General features: G+C 62.9%; 19 protein-coding genes. 7 read left to right on the top strand and 12 right to left on the bottom strand.

What is annotated here, in order from left to right:
* Positions 1 to 80 precede the first annotated feature (80 nt).
* Positions 81 to 1097: a tryptophan--tRNA ligase gene (trpS, locus tag HK107_RS06680; protein WP_173197884.1), complete on the top strand. Its 1017-nt coding sequence runs from the start codon at positions 81 to 83 to the stop codon at positions 1095 to 1097.
* Between the two features lie 131 nt (positions 1098 to 1228).
* Here the strand turns inward: trpS and HK107_RS06675 are convergent, their stop codons facing one another.
* The 3 genes from HK107_RS06675 to pyk all read right to left on the bottom strand — a co-directional run bounded on the left by HK107_RS06675 (position 1229) and on the right by pyk (position 4186).
* Positions 1229 to 1762 (bottom strand): lysophospholipid acyltransferase family protein, encoded by a 534-nt coding sequence (locus HK107_RS06675; protein WP_173197882.1) that lies wholly within the window; start codon positions 1760 to 1762, stop codon positions 1229 to 1231.
* A gap of 358 nt (positions 1763 to 2120) precedes the next feature.
* Positions 2121 to 2756 (bottom strand): bifunctional 4-hydroxy-2-oxoglutarate aldolase/2-dehydro-3-deoxy-phosphogluconate aldolase, encoded by a 636-nt coding sequence (eda, locus tag HK107_RS06670; protein WP_233061154.1) that lies wholly within the window; start codon positions 2754 to 2756, stop codon positions 2121 to 2123.
* A 2-nt stretch (positions 2757 to 2758) separates the two neighbouring features.
* The gene (gene pyk / locus HK107_RS06665) at positions 2759 to 4186 is read right to left on the bottom strand and encodes a pyruvate kinase (protein WP_173197879.1); all 1428 of its coding nucleotides are present in this window, start codon (positions 4184 to 4186) and stop codon (positions 2759 to 2761) included.
* 69 nt (positions 4187 to 4255) lie between these two features.
* On the opposite strand from pyk, the gene HK107_RS06660 reads away from it, so the two are divergent.
* The 3 genes from HK107_RS06660 to phoB all read left to right on the top strand — a co-directional run bounded on the left by HK107_RS06660 (position 4256) and on the right by phoB (position 7202).
* A complete protein-coding gene (locus HK107_RS06660) occupies positions 4256 to 5656 on the top strand; it encodes a sensor histidine kinase (RefSeq protein ID WP_173197877.1) in 1401 nt (466 codons plus the stop codon).
* A gap of 117 nt (positions 5657 to 5773) precedes the next feature.
* Positions 5774 to 6487 (top strand): phosphate signaling complex protein PhoU, encoded by a 714-nt coding sequence (phoU, locus tag HK107_RS06655; protein WP_173197875.1) that lies wholly within the window; start codon positions 5774 to 5776, stop codon positions 6485 to 6487.
* Between the two features lie 4 nt (positions 6488 to 6491).
* Complete coding sequence (gene phoB / locus HK107_RS06650) at positions 6492 to 7202, top strand: phosphate regulon transcriptional regulator PhoB (protein WP_173197873.1); 711 nt, start codon at positions 6492 to 6494, stop codon at positions 7200 to 7202.
* On the opposite strand, the gene HK107_RS06645 is transcribed toward phoB, so the two are convergent.
* A complete protein-coding gene (locus HK107_RS06645) occupies positions 7199 to 8674 on the bottom strand; it encodes a TrkH family potassium uptake protein (RefSeq protein WP_173197871.1) in 1476 nt (491 codons plus the stop codon). The two genes, phoB and HK107_RS06645, sit on opposite strands and share 4 nt — an antisense overlap.
* A gap of 142 nt (positions 8675 to 8816) precedes the next feature.
* Here HK107_RS06645 and HK107_RS06640 point away from each other — a divergent pair, with 142 nt between their 5' ends.
* Complete coding sequence (locus HK107_RS06640) at positions 8817 to 9956, top strand: patatin-like phospholipase family protein (protein ID WP_173197868.1); 1140 nt, start codon at positions 8817 to 8819, stop codon at positions 9954 to 9956.
* A 9-nt stretch (positions 9957 to 9965) separates the two neighbouring features.
* On the opposite strand, the gene HK107_RS06635 is transcribed toward HK107_RS06640, so the two are convergent.
* Complete coding sequence (locus HK107_RS06635) at positions 9966 to 10409, bottom strand: M23 family metallopeptidase (protein WP_173197866.1); 444 nt, start codon at positions 10407 to 10409, stop codon at positions 9966 to 9968.
* 106 nt (positions 10410 to 10515) lie between these two features.
* On the opposite strand from HK107_RS06635, the gene HK107_RS06630 reads away from it, so the two are divergent.
* Together HK107_RS06630 and HK107_RS06625 are read left to right on the top strand one after the other, a co-directional pair.
* Entirely contained in the window at positions 10516 to 11313 is a 798-nt protein-coding gene (locus tag HK107_RS06630) for an undecaprenyl-diphosphate phosphatase (RefSeq protein WP_173197864.1), read from the top strand.
* Between the two features lie 183 nt (positions 11314 to 11496).
* Positions 11497 to 11736 carry a DUF1150 family protein gene (locus HK107_RS06625; protein WP_173197862.1) on the top strand — a complete coding sequence of 80 codons (240 nt, stop codon included), beginning with the start codon at positions 11497 to 11499 and terminating at the stop codon, positions 11734 to 11736.
* Between the two features lie 49 nt (positions 11737 to 11785).
* On the opposite strand, the gene HK107_RS06620 is transcribed toward HK107_RS06625, so the two are convergent.
* The 7 genes from HK107_RS06620 to HK107_RS06590 form a co-directional block, all read right to left on the bottom strand.
* Positions 11786 to 12253, bottom strand: coding sequence for a PTS sugar transporter subunit IIA (locus tag HK107_RS06620; protein WP_173197860.1), 468 nt, complete (start codon positions 12251 to 12253; stop codon positions 11786 to 11788).
* Between the two features lie 157 nt (positions 12254 to 12410).
* The gene (gene hpf, locus HK107_RS06615) at positions 12411 to 12986 is read right to left on the bottom strand and encodes a ribosome hibernation-promoting factor, HPF/YfiA family (protein ID WP_173197858.1); all 576 of its coding nucleotides are present in this window, start codon (positions 12984 to 12986) and stop codon (positions 12411 to 12413) included.
* A gap of 114 nt (positions 12987 to 13100) precedes the next feature.
* Positions 13101 to 14534 carry an RNA polymerase factor sigma-54 gene (rpoN, locus tag HK107_RS06610; protein WP_173197856.1) on the bottom strand — a complete coding sequence of 478 codons (1434 nt, stop codon included), beginning with the start codon at positions 14532 to 14534 and terminating at the stop codon, positions 13101 to 13103.
* 65 nt (positions 14535 to 14599) lie between these two features.
* Positions 14600 to 15376 (bottom strand): LPS export ABC transporter ATP-binding protein, encoded by a 777-nt coding sequence (gene lptB / locus HK107_RS06605; RefSeq protein ID WP_173197853.1) that lies wholly within the window; start codon positions 15374 to 15376, stop codon positions 14600 to 14602.
* The gene (locus HK107_RS06600) at positions 15376 to 15858 is read right to left on the bottom strand and encodes an LptA/OstA family protein (RefSeq protein WP_173197851.1); all 483 of its coding nucleotides are present in this window, start codon (positions 15856 to 15858) and stop codon (positions 15376 to 15378) included. Before HK107_RS06600 ends, lptB begins: the two co-directional genes overlap by 1 nt.
* A gap of 36 nt (positions 15859 to 15894) precedes the next feature.
* The gene (gene lptC, locus HK107_RS06595) at positions 15895 to 16590 is read right to left on the bottom strand and encodes an LPS export ABC transporter periplasmic protein LptC (protein ID WP_173197849.1); all 696 of its coding nucleotides are present in this window, start codon (positions 16588 to 16590) and stop codon (positions 15895 to 15897) included.
* Positions 16591 to 16703: 113 nt separating this feature from the next.
* On the bottom strand, positions 16704 to 17330 hold the full coding sequence (locus HK107_RS06590) for a ribonuclease D (RefSeq protein ID WP_173197848.1): 627 nt from the start codon (positions 17328 to 17330) through the stop codon (positions 16704 to 16706).
* Positions 17331 to 17333: the final 3 nt, after the last annotated feature.

The following is a 17333-nucleotide window of genomic DNA, read 5'->3' as shown; positions in this document are numbered from 1 at the left end:
CCTTGGCACTCAAGATGAAGGAGCCCTGCCTCGCGTCAAGGGTCTCGCCTTCGGCCACCCCATCGGCTATCCGCCCCGCCATGACGAACCATCCCCAGCGCGTATTCTCCGGCGTCCAGCCCACCGGCAACCTGCACCTTGGCAACTATCTGGGTGCGATCTCGAAGTTCGTGACCATGCAGCACGAATTCGAGTCGATCTTCTGCGTCGTGGACCTCCACGCGATCACGGTGCCCCAGGACCCGGCCAAGCTGAAGGACCAGACCCGCGAGATCGCGGCGGCATATCTCGCGGCGGGGATCGATCCCGAAAAGTCGATCATCTTCGCCCAGTCAGCCGTGTCGGCCCATGCTGAGCTCTCGTGGATCCTCGGTTGCCAGGCGCGGATCGGATGGCTCAACCGCATGACCCAGTTCAAGGACAAGGCGGGCAAGGACAAGGAGAAGGCATCGGTCGGGCTCTATACCTACCCCGTGCTGATGGCCGCGGACATCCTCGCGTACAAGGCGACCCATGTTCCCGTCGGTGAGGACCAGAAGCAGCACCTCGAGCTCTCCCGCGACATCGCGACGAAGTTCAATAATGATATGGGTGCGGAGGATTTCTTCCCCCTGCCCGAGCCGATGATTCAGGGGCCGGCAACGCGCGTCATGAGCTTGCGCGACGGTACCGCGAAGATGTCGAAGTCCGATCCTTCGGACCTCTCGCGGATCACCTTCACTGACGACAGCGACGCCATTGCGAAGAAGTTCAAGAAGGCCAAGTCCGACCCAGAGCCCCTGCCTTCGGAAGCCGATGGTCTCGCAGGCCGTCCTGAAGCGAAGAACCTCGTCGGTATCTATGCTGCGCTTTCAGGCTCGTCCGTGGACGCTGTTCTTTCTGAGTTTGGCGGTCAGGGCTTTGGCGCGCTCAAGCCGAAACTGGCTGAGCTCGCGGTGGAGAAGCTCTCGCCGATCTCTGAAGAGATGCGCCGCCTCATGGGCGATCAGGGCCATATTGACAGCATCCTGACAAAAGGCGCCGAGCGCGCCGACGCGATTGCTGCCCCGATCCTCAAGGACGTCAAGGACATCATGGGCTTCCTGCCGCGGGGGTGAGCGCTGCGCGTGCTTTTTTGATGTGATGGGTTCTGGATCAAGTCCAGAATGACGATAACGGAGAGACCACCGAACCACCCGTCATCCCGGACTTGATCCAGGACCCATCAAAAAAGAAGAGACGCAAAGCGTCACCGGTCAGCGTGCTTACCGACCACGCCGGCATAGAACGCCTTGATCTGCTCGAGATCCGCCTCGTAGTCGCCTGTAGTCCTCAGCACACCGCCGATCCCGCCAACCTTGCGGCTATAGTCGAGAAAGCCGAGCGCGATCGGCACGCCCGCGCCGTGGGCGATATTGTAGAAGCCTGTCTTCCATATACGGACGTTGGAGCGCGTGCCTTCCGGCGGGATTGCGACGGCAAGTTCGTCGGCGTTGCGGTAGATCTCGACCATCTGGCTGACGACATTGTTTGCCTTGGAGCGGTCGATCGGGATGCCGCCCATCGCCTTCATGCCCCAGCCGAAGGGGCCTTTGAACAGCGAGTCCTTACCCATCCATTGGAGGCGTATACGGAACTTGTAGGCAACCCCGAGCATGTAGACGAGGTCCCAGTTCGACGTGTGGGGAGCGGCGATGACGACAAACTTGTCGTCTGGCGGCGCTTCGCCTTCGACCTTCCAACCAGCCAGTCCATAGAGCCACAGGGCGATCGCCCGCCGCATTTCGTAGAAAGCGCTTCGGGGCGGCCTGGCGCCTGAAACATCACCCATCGATCATCACCATATCAGGCGCGGTACGCGGTCACGGAGGAACCTGTCAAACGACCGCCCGGTGACATGTTGGCCCATGAGGTCTGTCCGGGAGGCGGTGCTGAGCAATTGCAGGGACAGCGCTCAGCACCGCTCCAGGGACAATCCGCCGGGGCAGAGGGCGGATGGGATCGCGAAGAGGTCGTTAGGGAGGGCATCACCCTTCGTGATCTGTGGCAACAACAACACACGCCCGAAGAAAGTTCGAGCGCAATTATGTCGCATAATGTATCTGCTGGACTATTGCATTTCTGCAACAAAGGCTGAGTCGCTAACCCGCAGCCGCCTCGCGAGCCAGCGCCTCGATCGCGGCCCAGTCACCGGCTGCCATCTTGTCCTTGGGTGCAAGCCAGCTGCCGCCGACGCAGAAGACATTCTTCAGGGCACGGTACTTCGCCACGGTGTCCGGCTTGATGCCGCCCGTCGGGCAGAACTTCACCCGCTGGAGAGGTCCCGCAAGGCCGGAGAGGTAGGGTGCACCGCCTGCAGGTTCGGCGGGGAAGAACTTCAACCGCTCGAACCCTGCTTCCTCCGCACGCATCGCTTCGGAAGCAGTGGCCACACCGGGAAGCAGCGGGCACTGATCCATATGCTGGCCCGCCGCCGTCGCGAGGAGCGTCGTAAGGCCTGGCGACACGGCGAACTTCGCGCCCGCATCAATGGACGACATCAGGTCACGCTCGGACAGGACCGTCCCTGTACCGACGACCATGTCGGGTTTCTCATCGGCGATCTTTTTCACCGCATCAAGGGCTGCGTCGGTGCGCAGCGTAATTTCGATCGCATTGATGCCGCCGGCCAGCAACGCCTCGGCCATCGGAATGGCGTGAGCCGCATCGTCAATGACGACGACAGGCATGACGGGGACATGAGCGATCAGCGCGTCAATGCGTTCAGCCTGGCTCATCATCATCCACCTACCTTGATCAGCTTGAGTGTATTGGTGCCGCCCTTGATGCCCTTCGGCACCCCTGCGATCAGGACAATCCGTCCGTCGTCGGAGAGTTGCAGGCGCTCCCGCGCCACTTCGGCAGCCTTGTCGGACAGCTCCTCGAAGCTCTTATCCTCGGCCACCTTGACCGGGTAGACACCCCAGATCAGCGCCAGCTGCCTAGCCGAGCGGGCGTTCGGCGTGATCGCGACGACCGGCACACCGGGCCTGTTCCGCGCCACGGCATAGGCCGTCCCGCCGCTCATGGTCGCCGCGAGGATCGCGTCCGCGCCAGCCTTGTCGGCGGCCCATGCGCCCGAAGCGGCGATAACTTCCGCGTCCGTCGACGGCGGTCTCGGGTCCGCAGCGGCAGCAATCTCATTGATCGAGCCATCATCGTCGGCAACGGCCTTAAGGATCCGGCTCATGATCGCGATCGCAGCTTCGGGATGGCGGCCGACAGCCGTCTCTGCACTGAGCATCACGCAGTCCGCACCGAGATAAGCAGCAGCAGCCGTGTCCGAAGCTTCGGCCCGCGTCGGCGTCGGCGAGTCGATCATGCTTTCCAGCATCTGGGTCGCGACGATCACAGGCTTGCCCGCATTCCGCGCCATACGGATGATCCTGCGCTGGGCCCGGGGGACCATTTCTAGGGGCAGCTCAACGCCGAGGTCACCGCGCGCCACCATCAGCGCATCGGCTTCGCTGACGATGCCGCCAAGCGTATCCATCGCACCGGGCTTTTCGATCTTCGCGATCAGCTTGGCCGGGCTGTCACCCATCAGCTCCCGCGCCTCGCGCAGATCGTCCGCCGTCTGAACAAAGCTCAGTGCCACATAGTCGGTGTTCTGCGAAATCGCGAAGGCAAGGTCTTCCTTGTCCTTCTCCGTCAGCGCGGCCAGCGGCAGCTTCCGGCCCGGAATGTTGACACCCTTATTGTTGGTCAGCTTGCCCGGTACATCGCAGGTGAAGACCATGCGGCTCGAGCCGCCTTCCTTCACCGTGAAGCGCAGCGCGCCGTCATTCATCATCACAGCATCGCCGGGCTGGAGCGCATCGAAGAGCTCCTGGTGCGGGATCGGGATCGCACCCTCGGCAGCGGTCTCGCCGAGGGTGACCTCGTAATCCTCATTATAGCTGAGCTGGATCTCGCCGCCTGCAATCTTGCCGACCCGAAGTTTCGGGCCCTGCATGTCCGAGACAATAGCCACCGGACGCCCGACGGCCTCCGCAGCATCGCGCACCATCCGGAAGCGCTCGGCGTGCTCTTCATGGCTGCCGTGGCTGAAATTCATCCGGAACGCCGAAGCTCCGGCGCGGATCATCGCCTCGATCCTGTGGGGAGAACTCGATGCAGGACCGAGGGTGGCGAGGATTTTTGTCTTGGCGAACTGAGGGTTGACCATGATCAGAGCTCTTCTTCTTTCGTCGTGCCCGGGGCTTTCTTCTTGGCGGCGAGCGCCTAGAAGCGTCCGATGGACGTGCAGCGCAATTCGGTCAATGTGAAGCCTCCCACTGCAGAAGGCCGGGCGCCCTTGAGGCGCAACGACCTCCTCGTGGCGGCTGGTGCCATCGCAGCTGGCCTTGCGGCGGCGCTCATTGCCGGTGTGCTCAAGCCGCTGGGCGCGTTGCTCGCCGGTGGGATCGCAGGCACGGTCCTGCTTCTCAGGTGGCTCGTCCCCACCCCGCAGCAGGTCTTTGCGCCGCTCTCCGAAGAAGCGACGGAAGAGGTCGAGCGCCTCCAGCGCTACTCGATCCTCCTCGACGCCCTGCCCCAGCCCGTCATGCTCCTTGATGCTCAGGACCGGATCGAGACTGCCAACGCCGCCTGCTTCCGCATGTTCGGCGAAGGGATCGAAGGCGCCAATATCGCAGGCATCATCCGTGCGCCCGCAGCCTTGGGCGCTCTGCGCGAGGCGCGGCACATGGATGGCGCACAGGAAGCCGAGATCTCGATCACCGGCCCGAACACTCTTTCCGCCCTCTTCTACGTCAGCCCGCTTGAGCATGATGAAGCCGAGGGCGAGATGATCGTCATGATCCGTGACCGGACGGAACAGCGCCAGCTCGAACGGATGCGCACCGACTTCATCGCCAATGCAGGCCATGAGCTCAGGACACCCCTCGCCTCGCTCCTCGGCTTCATCGAGACCCTGCAAGGCCACGCCAAGGACGATCCCGACGCACGCGCGCACTTCCTCAAGATCATGCAGGCCCAGACCGAGCGCATGCAGCGCCTCGTCCGTGACCTCGTCAGCCTCTCCGCGCTCGAGCTCAACGAACGCCGCCTGCCCGAAGACGATGTCGACCTTTGCGAGATCGCAGCTGTCGTCCGTGAAATGATGGCCCCCGTGGCCGAGCGCGCGAATGGCGAGATCGTCCCCGGGCCGAGCAATTGCTCGATCAGGATGATCGGCGACCGCGACCAGCTCATTCAGGTGGCCCAGAACCTCATCGACAATGCCCTCAAGTATGGCGCGACCGGCAGCACCGACCGGGCGCGGGTCCACGTCACGGTCGGCAGCGGGCCAGACCATGCTTTCGAGGCAGCCAGCAGCTCAGGCGACAGCCCCGACCAGATCGCCGTCAGGGCAGGCTGCGCGCCTTCCGACCTCGTCTATATCCGCGTGCGCGACGAAGGCGGCGGCATTGCCAGGACCGATCTTCCCCGCCTGACCGAGCGTTTCTACCGGACCGATGTCGACAAGAGCCACCCGCAAGGCGGGACTGGTCTCGGTCTTGCTATCGTCAAGCATATTGTGGGTCGCCACCGAGGCGGTATACTCGTGGAATCGGCCCAGGGAGAAGGCGCTGCATTTACCTGCTACTTCCCTCCGCGTCCTGGGCCTGAGAGTGACCTGCCCGCTGGACATTAAAAGAGCGACATCCAGCGCTTGCCACGCCGCAAGAACAAGAAAAAAATAACGACCGCGCTTGGTTTTACATGATCCTGTCACACAAATCAGGCATCGGCGGCGGCCTAAGGAGTGCCCATGCCTTTTGGGATTTTGAAACAACACGCCGATCGGCTCGATAAGCTCGAAGTTGCCCTCGCCACGATGGGCGGCATGGTTGAGCAGCAGCTGACCGACGCCCTGACTGCTTTCGAGCAGCGCGACGCGGGTCTCGCCAAGACCGTTGGCGCACGCGATGCCGAAACCGACCGTCAGGAACGCCAGATCGAAGAGCTGGTGGCCGAACTTTTCCATGAGCGCCGCCGCAACCCCGGCGAGATCCGCCGCATGATGGCGGCCGTCCGCATTGCCTCTGAGATGGAGCGCATCGGCGACCTCTCGAAGAACATCGCCCGCCGCTCGATCATCATCGCCGACAGCGATCTTCAAGGTGAGCATTCGAAGCATGCAGGCGTCGTCCGTATGGGCCGCATTGCGCTTCGCCAGTTCTCCGAAGCCTTGGACGCCCTCTTCCGACGCAATGCTGATGCTGCTCGCGCCGTGCGCAACGCGGACGATCAGGTGGACGACATCTACAACTCGGTCTTCCGGGAGCTCCTGACGCTGATGAACCGCATGCCGGGCACTGCGTCGACGGGCACGCACCTGATCTTCGTGGCCAAGAATTTCGAGCGGATTGGCGACCACGCGACCAACATCGCTGAGCGCGTGCACTACGCCCTCACCGGTGAGCAACTCCCCGCAGAGCGGGTCAAGACGGACGTCACCTCGACGCTGATCGCTGCGGAGTAGGACCATGGCCTCGACCACCATCCTGATTGTCGAAGATGATGAATCGATCCGCACGCTGATCGAATACAATCTCAAGAAGGAAGGTTTCGAGATCGTCTGCGCCAAGGATGGCGAAGAGGCGCTTCTCAAGGTCGAAGAAAGCCGTCCCGACCTTGTCCTTCTCGACTGGATGCTCCCGAACGTGTCCGGCATCGAGGTTTGCCGCCGCCTACGCTCGCGCGCCGAGACCCGCGGCCTGCCGATCATCATGCTGACCGCCCGCGCTGAGGAGAGCGATCTCATCCGCGGCCTCGATCAGGGCGCTGACGACTACCTCACCAAGCCGTTCTCGATGGAAGAGCTTGTGGCCCGCATCCGCGCTGTGATGCGCAGGCTCCGTCCTTCGCTCGTCGAGGACGTCGTCATCGTGGGCGATATCGAAGTTGACCGGACTGCGCACCGTGTGCGGAGGAACGGCAAGGAGCTCCACCTCGGCCCGACCGAGTTCAGGCTCCTCGACCACCTCGCCCAGAACCCTGGCCGGGTGTTCAGCCGCGAGCAGCTCCTCAACGCAGTCTGGGGCTCGGATGTGTTCGTCGAAGCGCGCACCGTGGATGTCCATATCGGCCGCCTACGGAAGGCCCTCCTGAAGAACGGCGATGCGAACCCCATCCGGACGGTCCGTTCGGCAGGCTACTCGCTTGAGCCCGTGGAAAGCCCCGCGGCCGCTGGCTAGCGGACCCAGAAGCTCGGCAGGAACAACACCATCACGGTGAGCAGTTCGAGCCGTCCGAGCAGCATAGCGAGGCAGAGGATCCACTTCGCCCCGCCCGGCAGGCTCGCAAAGTTCCCCGCTGGCCCCACCACATCACCCAGCCCTGGCCCCACATTCGCGATGGCCGTGCCTGCAGCAGAAAGCGCCGTGACCGGATCAAGGCTGAAAAGAGACAGGCCCACGGCTGTCGTCGCGAACGTCATGAAATAGATGAAGAAGAAGCTCAGCACCGAGCGGAACACGCCTTCATCAAGCGGCCTGCCATTGTAGCGCGCAACCGTCGTCCTGTGCGGATGGCTGAGCTTCTGGGTATAGACAATGAGCGCCGAGATCGCGACCTGGAAGCGGAAGATCTTCAGCCCGCAGGACGTCGACCCGGCGCATCCCCCAAGGAACATCACGACGAAGAAGATCCCCAGCGCAAAAGGTCCCCATGCCCCGTAATTGGCCGACGCATAGCCTGTGCCCGTGATGATCGACACGATGTTGAAGAGCGCCAGCCTCACGGCTGTCATGCCGTCAAAGCCGAGCGACGCCATGATCCTGAACGCCACCACCGCAGTGAAGCCGAGCACCGCCAGCATGAAGAACCGCACCTGGCTGTCAAACAGCAGCGCGTTGAGATTTCCCCTCAGCGCCAGGAGGTAGAGCGTGAAGGGCAGCGCCCCCAGGATCATGAAAACCACCGCAACCAGATCAGCTGGCCCGGCCATGTCAGGGTCGCCCACGAAATAGGCGAACGAGCTGTCCTTGGTCGAAAAGCCCCCCGTCGCGACCGTCGTCATCGCATGGTTGAAGGCATCGAACGCGCTCATCCCCACGATCCAGTAGGAGAAGAAGCACGCCGCTGTCAGGACGAGATAGAGGTTGAAGACGGCCGCCGCGAGATCATCCGCACCCGGCATGATCTTGTCCGACTTGTCCGAGCTCTCAAGACGGAAAAGCTGCATCCCGCCCACCGAGAGGAAAGGGAGGATGGCGATCGCCATGATGATCACGCCGATTCCGCCAAACCATTGCAGCATCGACCGCCAGACAAGAAAGCCCGGCGGGCGGCTCTCAAGCCCTGTCACCACCGTCGAGCCCGTCGTGGTCAGCGCCGACATCGACTCGAAAATCCCATCGGTCAGGGACAGCCCGCCATTGCCAATGGTCAGCGGCACCGCCGCCGCAAGCACCAGCGCCACCCAGCTCAGCGTCGTGATGACGAAGCCCTGCCTCGTGGTGATCGTCTCGATCCGGCCCCAGGTGGATACCGACATCCCCCCGCCCAGCACCACGCAGATCAGCGACGAGGCGAGGAACGCGTTGAAACTGTCCTGCGCCCTGTCGCCCTCGGCGAAGAGGTCGAAGGCGGCAGGGATCAGCATCGCAATGCCAAGCACGGCGACGAAGAGGCCGATCACAAGGAAAACGGGGCGAACGCTGCTCATAGGTCGGGCGGACTACTCCCTTCGGCCTCGGCTTGAAACAGGGCTTGGCGTATCCCTTTTCGCGCCAAGTGCGAAAGGAACTGACAACGAAACCGGCTCAGGATGCTCCAAACGATCCTGAGAGAACCAGGAAGGAGGCGATGTGGAGGACCTGACCTTGAGCGCAGGCCTCGTCCTGTCAGGGGGCGGTGCACGCGGAGCCTATCAGGTCGGCGTACTTTCTGCCCTTGCCGACGCAGCGCCGGGACCCACGCCTTTCCCGGTGATCACAGGGGTCTCGGTGGGCGCGATCAATGCCGCTGTCCTCGCTGAGCAGGCCGATGATTTCCGCCGGGGCACGGACAAGCTCGAAGCCCTCTGGCGCTCCCTCACCTGCTCGCAGGTCTTTCGCTCCGATGCCCTTCATCTTCTGGGACGCCTCTCCCGGTGGGGCTTCGCTCTGCCCTTGGGCTGGGCAGGCGTCACGGCACCGAAGTCTCTCCTGGACGCATCCCCGCTCGGCGACCTCCTCCGCAAGCAAGTGGACGGGCCGCGCATCGCCGCGATGATCGACGAGGGCTTCCTCAAAGCTTTCGCCGTGACGGCAAGCTCCTACGCCACGGGCGACTCCATCACCTTCTTCCAAGGGCGAGGCACCTCACCCGATTGGGCACGCGCCAAACGCTCAGGCGAAGCGGCGACCATCGGTGTCGAGCATATCCTCGCCTCCGCCGCCCTGCCCGGCGTCTTCCAGGCCCAGCGGCTGGGCAAGTTCTGGTATGGCGACGGTGCCCTTCGGCAGACAGCGCCGCTCAGCCCCGCGATCAGGCTAGGCTGTGACCGGCTCTTCCTCATCGCGGCCCGCGACGGAACGCCGGACACGGAGGATGACCCTGTTCCCGAGGCCGAGGAGTACCCCTCGATCGGTGTCCTGGGTGGCCAGCTCCTCGACATCGTGTTCAACGACAATCTCGATGCCGACCGCGAGCGCCTAGGCCGCATCAACGCGACCCTCGAAGCGATGATCCCTGAGCGCCGCGCCATGACGCGCCTCAAGGCCATCGACACGCTGATGGTCAGGCCCAGCGAAGACGTCCGCTTCGTGGCTGGCGATCATTTGGATGAGATCCCGCCGGCGGTGAAGTTCGTCCTCGGAGCGATAGGCGGCATGCAGGCGCCTTACGTGCTGCCCAGCTACCTGACCTTCGAGAAGGGTTATATCAGTGCCCTGATCGACATGGGCCGCCGCGATGCCGAAGCCCAGATGCCCGAGCTCCTGCGCTTCATCGGACGGGGCGGTTAGCCAAAGCCTTTAGAAAGGCACGACCCCGCGCGGATCGGTGTGCCGTCCGTTCACCCGCAACTCAAAATGCAGATGATGCCCGCTGGCCCGGCCTGACTTGCCGACCCGGCCGATCACTTGCCCACGCTTCACCTTCTTGCCCTTGCGGACGTGGAACTTCGACAGGTGGGCATAGTAGGTCTGCATCCCCCCGCCATGGTCGATGATCACGAGGCGGCCATAGCGCTTCTTCCGACCACGGAAGACAACCTTCCCCGCCTGCGCGGCCACAACCTTCGTTCCCTTAGGCGCAGCAACGTCGATGCCGGTGTGGAAGTTGCGCTTGCGCGGCCCGTAGTTCGAAGAAACCGAACCATCGACAGGCGTCACGAAGGCGCCCTTGGGGGTTGACGCACATGAAGCAAGGACGAGAGCGGCAAAGGCTGCAGCCAGTGCTGTCCTGAAGATCCGCATCGCCGCCTCCCTTCCTTGATCGCTCGACATAATGAGACCTCTGGACACACTAAGCGTCAAACTGTTTGTGCTCAGTGAAGACCGAGGACCTCAGGCAAGCGAGCACATGGGCATTTTCGAACTCCTCATTCTGGCGATCATTCAGGGGATTACGGAGTTCCTTCCGATCTCGTCGTCAGCCCATCTGATCCTCCCCTCGGCCCTGATCGACGGGTTCGAGGACCAGGGCGCGATGATCGACGTCGCCGCCCATGTCGGCACCCTCTTCGCTGTGATGCTTTACTTCCGGAAGGATGTTGGCCGCCTGCTCTTCGGCCTGCGCGACTTCGCCCAGCAGAAGCCATCGGATGACCGCCGCCTGTTCGAGGTGATCGCCCTTGGCACCATCCCCTTCCTCTTCGCAGGCACCCTCGTCGCCCTCACCGGGCTCAACGACCATTTGAGGAGCCCGGTCGTCATCGCATGGGCCTCAATCGGGTTCGGAGGCCTCCTATGGTGGGCCGACCGACAGCCTGAGAAGCACACGGGCGACATCTCGACCTTCAAGGCAGCGCTGCTCGTGGGCCTTGCCCAGTGCCTCGCCCTCATCCCCGGCACCTCGCGGTCAGGGATCACCATCACGGCCAGCCGTTTCCTCGGCTACACCCGGACCGACGCTGCGCGTTTCTCGATGCTTCTCGCGATCCCGGCCATCGGGGCTTCAGGGGCCTATGCGACCTACGATCTCATCAGCGAGGGTGATCTCGGCAATATTGGAGCAGCGATCATCATCGCGCTCTTTTCCTTTGCAGCAGCACTCGCGGCGATCTCCCTGTTTCTCAAGGCAACGGCCAAGATCAGCTTCACGCCCTTCGTCATCTACCGGATCGCACTGGGCCTGCTTATTCTCTGGCTTGTCACGTAAGCCTCCATTGCTGCGCTGCATTTGAGTGTTATGTTAGCACTCATAGGGCAAGCATGGACCCGTGGGGCACGGGGACGTGACGCGGTCATTAAGACTCTCTTTACCGACTGCAGGCGACCCTGAACGCAGGTTCTCAGGAATTCTTGAGTCCCTGCGGCGTTAGATGGTGACCGGAGGGAAGACATGACGACGGCTGCATTTGAAAATGGCGACAGGCGGGTCTGCTATGTTCGCGAAGTCCTTGCCAAGGACGTGCGCGAAGACATCGAAGCCGAGCTCGACGCCGATCATGACTTTGAAGACGACTCGATCCTCTGGGCTCTGTGCGCAGACGACGGCTCGCGCATCGCACTGATGAGCGACCGCGACATCGCTTTCGCCGCAGCGCGCCAGCACGAAATGATGCCGCACAGCGTTCACTGACGCTGGGGGCAACCTTCCAAAATTCAGGAATTGACCGTCAGGCCGTCGCTTACGCTGCGGCCTGATCGCTTTCTGCTACAAGGGCCGCGTAGGCAGCCTCGGCATCGCCTGCACCGCGCAGGGCCTGGACGACGCCCGGCATCCGGAAGGTCCGCGCGACCCGCGACAGGGCCTTCAGGTGGCTGGCATTGTCCGCCTCGGGAGCCAGCAGCAAGAAGACGATGTCCACCGGCTTGCCGTCGATCGCCTCGAAATCCACCGGCTGGCGGAGGCGCATGACGAGGCCCTGCAGGTGGTCGACCTGAACCCGGGCGTGGGGAATAGCGATACCGCTGCCCACACCGGTGGATCCAAGGCGCTCACGCTCCTGGAGTTTCTCGTGAACTTCGTTCGCAGGGAGCCCGAAGGAATCCGCTGCACGGTCGGCGAGGCGCTCGAGCACGGACCTTTTGCATGTCGCAGGCACGTCCAGAAGGACGCGGCTTGGCTCGATCAAACCTCTCAAAGACTTCGTCATTACAACATTTTCGCAGCCATGAAGGCGCGCCTCTTGCTGTCCCACCTTGGTCAATGGAAACGGCATCGGACCTTTCCCTGCGGAAAGCGTGCCATACCCCTGCCCATCCCAGGCGCGCCCCTTAACGAGGGCGCGCGGCAGTGGAAAGTGACAAAAGTTATTGCTTCGCGGCGGATTCGATCCAGCCAATGTTCCCGTCGTCGCGGCGGTGAACCACCGACAGGGTGCCGTTCTTGGCGTTCCTGAAGACGATCACCGGGTGGTCGGAGAGATCAAGCTGCATCACGGCATCGGTCACCGTCATGCTCCTGAGCGAGGTTTCCGTCTCCGCGATCACGAGGGGCGCATCAGCCTCCTCGGGCGCTTCGTCAGCACCGTTCAGGCCTTGCAGGACATAGCTCGAAGCCATCTCGGCAGGCAGCGGCTGGCGCTCGCGGGAATGATGGTCCTTGAGGCGGCGCTTGTAGCGGCGGACCCGCTTCTCAAGCTTCTCCATGGCCTCGTCGAAGGCAGCATAGGCGTCGCCGCCCTTGCCGTTGGCAGCAAGGAAGACACCGGAAGCTAGATGGACCGTGGCTTCAGTGGTGAAGCGGTGGCCGTCCTTGCCGAAATTGACGTTCGCCTCGGCCCCTCGTTCGAAGTATTTGTGCACGCCAGTATCCATGGCCTCGCGGACATGAACCTGCAGCGCGTCGCCGAGATCGATCCCTTTTCCGGTGATTTGAACGTCCATAATTGCCTCCTTACTGAGACCAGCGGTCATTACAGAACAGGAACCTAGGCCTTCCGGGCCCGTCCTTCCAGCAATGGAAGCTGCTATCAGGAAAACAACCTACGGTAGGCGGATTTATCCAATCGCCTGCTTCGCAGCCCGCTTACGCTCCACCGATGAGGCGATGCCGAGGCTCTGGCGGTATTTGGCAATGGTCCGCCGCGCAATCGCGATGTCCTGGGCCGCGAGCGCGTCGACAAGCTGGTCGTCGCTTAGAGGCTTCAGGGGGTCTTCTTCGTCGATCAGGCTCTTGATCACGTGCCGCACGCTTTCGGCCGAATACTGCTCCTCGCCGCCCGACGAAGGGATCGCCGCGGTGAAGAAGTACTTCATCTCGAAGACGCCGCGCGGGGTGTGGATGTACTTGCCCGTCGTGACCCGGCTGACGGTGCTTTCGTGCATCTCGATGGCCTCAGCCACCGTCTTGAGGTTCAGGGGACGCAAGTGCCGGATCCCGTGGGCGAAGAAGCCGTCCTGATAACGCACGATCTCGCTCGACACTTTGAGGATCGTCCGCGCCCTCTGGTCGAGGGACCTGACCAGCCAGTTGGCGTCGTTGATCTGCTCCTGAAGGAAGGTCTTTGAGTCAGGCGACTGCTTCTCCTTCGAGAGGGTCGCGTAGTACTGCTCGTTGGCGATCACCCGCGGCAGGGTCGCGGAGTTGAGCTCCACCTTCCAGCCGCCATCGCTGCTCTCGCCCACATAGACGTCAGGCACCACGACTTGCACATGGTCCGAGCCATAGGCGAGGCCCGGCTTGGGATTGCACGACTTGATGAGCACCACGGCATCGCGGATGCCTTGGTCATCAAGGCCCGTGACCTTCTTCAGCTCGTTGAGCTTATGGCTTCCGAGCAGATCGAGATGCTTGAGGAAGAGGTCCATCTCCTCGGACAGGAGCCCGAGCTCGTGGAGCTGGAGCGCCAGGCATTCCGACAGGGACCGCGCGGCGATCCCCGATGGTTCGAACCGCTGGATGACGGCGAGAACGTCCTCGATATCGTCCTCGGGGCATCCAAGCCGCTCAGCGACCATCGACAGATCGGTGGTCAGGTAGCCGCTGTCCTCGACGAGATCGATGAGATAGCGGCCGATCGCCTGCTGCACCGGATCCCTGAGCGCCATGACCAGCTGCTCGTTCAGAACCTCCGACAGGCTCTTCTCGACGGAAACATTGGCCGCGGCGTCGAAATCCTCGCCGCCCGCCTGACCGCCTGAATTGTTCTCACGGATGCGCTCGCGAGGTGCGACAGGGGGCTCATCGCTGCCATCGGCAGGGCCCGCATCGCTGCTCGGCTCGCTCGAAGAGGAAGCCGCGTCCGGCGCCGGGCTGTCGCCATCGCCCTCGGCCTCGCCCCGTTCGAGAAACGGGTTCTCCAGCAGGCGCTCTTCCACGAAATCCTGAAGCTCGAGATTGGACAGTTGCAGCAGCTTGATCGCTTGCTGCAGCTGCGGCGTCATCGTGAGCTGTTGGCTCTGACGCGCCTCCAGACGGCCTGTCATGCTCATGAGGCGAACCCCTCGACATCCGGGTCGGTACCCCCACGGCACCCCCAATCCCGAACGTGATAAGGTTACGCGCTATACGTTTCGCCTAAGTATACACGCCGCACGTCTTCGTTTGTAACGACGTCCTCAGGCGGACCTTCGAACAGGACACGGCCGCCATGGATCACGCTGGCCCGGTCAATAATATCGAGCGTATCACGGACATTGTGGTCTGTAATCAGGACACCGAGCCCGCGCTCTTTCAGCTGCATGATCAGGGCTTTGATGTCTGCAATCGCCAGCGGGTCGATCCCGGCAAATGGCTCATCGAGCAGCATGTAGTCGGGGCTCGTCGCCAGTGCCCGGGCGATTTCCAGCCTCCGCCGCTCACCGCCTGACAGCGCGGTGGCCATCGAATCCCGGACATGGGTGATCGAGAACTCCTCGAGGAGGTTTTCGATCACCTCCTTGCGCTTGTCCCGATTGGGCCAGGCAAGCTCCGCCACAGCCTCGATGTTCTGTTCGACCGTAAGACCCCGGAAGATCGAGGCCTCCTGCGGCAGGTAGCCAAGGCCAAGCCTTGCCCGCTGGTACATGGGCAGGGTGGTGACGTCATAGCCGTCGATCAGGACCTGCCCGCCATCGGCCTTCACGAGGCCCATCACCATGTAAAAGCAGGTCGTTTTGCCCGCGCCGTTGGGCCCCAAGAGCCCCACAACCTCGCCCCGGCAGACCCGGAAGTCGACATGCTCCACCACCCGGCGGCGGCGATAGGCCTTCTGGAGGTTCTCGGCGACAAGGCCCGACGTATCGTCAGGAGCCTTCGTCTGGCCCTCAAGCTTCGAGGCGACGCTGCCCTCCATCAGGAGCCGTCCCGCTCGGCGAGAAGCCCGCGCACCCGTCCGCCGGGCTCTGCGACCAGCAGAATAGCGCCGGTCTCGGTGTTGTAGGTCAGCTCATGGCCCGTCGCGACCTGGCCTTCCTGCACGACCACCACGCGGCCCGTGACGATCAGGGTGCCTTCAGCCGCCGAATAGACAGCCCGCTCACCGGCAATCGCGTCGCCATTGACCGAGGCATAGCGTACCCGGCCCGTGGCAACGACGCGCTCCACTTCATCGGAGCCTTCGACCACGGTCACTTCCATGCGCTCAGCGGTCAGGATCACGCCCGGCTGGGAGATCGAGACCCCGCCCTCGGCAATCACCACCCGGCCGCCATCGCGCCATTCGGCGCGCGCTGCGTCGATTTCGGTCTTCTTGGAGGGGTCAAAACCAACACCCGGCGCCTGGGCGAAGCTCTGCGCAGAGAGCGCCAGCGCCATGATGAGGAGCGTTCGGATCACGTCGGTACCAAATCCAAGGGGCAGCCAGCCGCCCCGCTAGTTCTTCTTGTCGGTCTCGGGCTCAGCCTCTTTGGCTTCGCCTTCCTTCTTTTTCTTTTGCGGGTCGAGGGTAATCTTCACGTCACCCTCGAGGACGATGCGGTCTTCCGACTGGAAGAACGTCCCCCGGTCAGCCCGCACGGTGCCTGACTGGCCCGTGCCGCGAACCTCGGTCACCGAAGTCACGGTCTGGGTCTCAAGGTCCAGCTCGGCGGCATCGGTCTCGAGGAGGAAGGTGCCATTGTCGCCCTGCTGCTCAAGCTCGACCCCATTGGAGAGATCCACGGTCCTGCCGGCCTGGTCGTAGAGACCGTCCTTCGCCCGAACGAGGGTCGCCTGGCCATCCTGCCGGACCCTGCGGGCCTCGGGCATGTCGAGTCCGATGCGGTCAGGATTATCCACCGATCGGCGTGCCGTCGTGGCCGCCATCTCGAAGGGCATCCCGTCGAGGTCCTCACCGGCGTAGCGCGGGCTTGCCAGGCGCACGTCTTCGCCTTCGGTCTCTTCGATGGTCGAGAACTGATTCAGGAACTCACGGTCGATCCGGGGCGGAGTCGCGGACATCGCATAGGTAATAACGAGACCCACCGCGAGGGCCGGGACCGCGAGCCGCAAATGCCTGACAAGCGCTGTATGCTGGGTCACCCGCAGAGCGGTATCGCTCAGCTCCGGGTAATCCGCGCGCCTGGGCATCCACTGATTCATCGCGTTGGCCTGGCTCCCACCATCTGTCCGCCACTCTCTTACGTGGCACGTGAAACATTGGGTTAAAAGACGTGATCGGCAATCAGAGGCCGCAAAACGCCTTAACTGTGGGCGAAGATATCGGTTTCGCCCCAGCCCATCAGGTCGAGATCGGCCCTTTTGGGAAGGAAATCGAAGCAGGACTGCGCCAGCTCTTCACGGCCCTCCCGCTTCAGCCGCTCGTCGAGCCACAGTTTCGCATCATGGAGGTAAAGGACGTCCGAAGCCGCATAGGCCTTCTGGGCATCCGTCAGCTCATCAGCGCCCCAGTCCGAGGATTGCTGCTGTTTGGAGAGGTCCACGGACACCGATTCCCGCACGAGATCCTTGAGGCCATGCCGGTCGGTATAGGTCCGGGTCAGCTTGGAGGCGATCTTGGTGCAATAGATCGGCGCGGTATCAACGCCGAGATAGGCCTTCATCACCGCCACATCGAAACGGGCATAGTGGAAGATCTTCGTCACGCTCTGATCCGCCAGCAGCGCCTTCAGCCGCGGCGCCTCGTACTCGCCCTTGGCGAGCTGCACGAGGTGCGCATCGCCATCGCCAAGCGAGAGCTGCACCACGCAGAGCCTGTCCCGCACCGGGTTGAGGCCCAGCGTCTCCGAATCCACCGCCACGCAATTGTCGCGCGCGTCCGACCAGTCGAAATCCTCGGGCAGGTCGCCGCGGTGGTGGTGGATCGTCATCTC

Origin of the sequence: Parvularcula mediterranea (genome assembly GCF_013085255.1) — a bacterium.
GTDB classification, from domain to species: domain Bacteria; phylum Pseudomonadota; class Alphaproteobacteria; order Caulobacterales; family Parvularculaceae; genus Parvularcula; species Parvularcula mediterranea.
Note: the sequence above shows the minus strand (reverse complement) of the source record. Positions and strands in the feature narration are given on the sequence as shown.

Coding starts and splice junctions, on each gene's coding strand:
- HK107_RS06630 (WP_173197864.1), top strand. CDS start 10,516: ATGGGCATTTTCGAACTCCTCATTCTGGCGATCATTCAGGGGATTACG.
- HK107_RS06675 (WP_173197882.1), bottom strand. CDS start 1,762: ATGCGGCGGGCGATCGCCCTGTGGCTCTATGGACTGGCTGGTTGGAAG.
- lptB (WP_173197853.1), bottom strand. CDS start 15,376: ATGGAGGGCAGCGTCGCCTCGAAGCTTGAGGGCCAGACGAAGGCTCCT.
- rpoN (WP_173197856.1), bottom strand. CDS start 14,534: ATGAGCATGACAGGCCGTCTGGAGGCGCGTCAGAGCCAACAGCTCACG.
- HK107_RS06635 (WP_173197866.1), bottom strand. CDS start 10,409: ATGCGGATCTTCAGGACAGCACTGGCTGCAGCCTTTGCCGCTCTCGTC.
- eda (WP_233061154.1), bottom strand. CDS start 2,756: ATGAGCCAGGCTGAACGCATTGACGCGCTGATCGCTCATGTCCCCGTC.
- HK107_RS06625 (WP_173197862.1), top strand. CDS start 11,497: ATGACGACGGCTGCATTTGAAAATGGCGACAGGCGGGTCTGCTATGTT.
- phoB (WP_173197873.1), top strand. CDS start 6,492: ATGGCCTCGACCACCATCCTGATTGTCGAAGATGATGAATCGATCCGC.
- phoU (WP_173197875.1), top strand. CDS start 5,774: ATGCCTTTTGGGATTTTGAAACAACACGCCGATCGGCTCGATAAGCTC.
- HK107_RS06590 (WP_173197848.1), bottom strand. CDS start 17,330: ATGACGATCCACCACCACCGCGGCGACCTGCCCGAGGATTTCGACTGG.
- hpf (WP_173197858.1), bottom strand. CDS start 12,986: ATGGACGTTCAAATCACCGGAAAAGGGATCGATCTCGGCGACGCGCTG.
- pyk (WP_173197879.1), bottom strand. CDS start 4,186: ATGGTCAACCCTCAGTTCGCCAAGACAAAAATCCTCGCCACCCTCGGT.
- HK107_RS06645 (WP_173197871.1), bottom strand. CDS start 8,674: ATGAGCAGCGTTCGCCCCGTTTTCCTTGTGATCGGCCTCTTCGTCGCC.
- HK107_RS06620 (WP_173197860.1), bottom strand. CDS start 12,253: ATGACGAAGTCTTTGAGAGGTTTGATCGAGCCAAGCCGCGTCCTTCTG.
- lptC (WP_173197849.1), bottom strand. CDS start 16,590: ATGCCCAGGCGCGCGGATTACCCGGAGCTGAGCGATACCGCTCTGCGG.
- HK107_RS06660 (WP_173197877.1), top strand. CDS start 4,256: ATGGACGTGCAGCGCAATTCGGTCAATGTGAAGCCTCCCACTGCAGAA.
- trpS (WP_173197884.1), top strand. CDS start 81: ATGACGAACCATCCCCAGCGCGTATTCTCCGGCGTCCAGCCCACCGGC.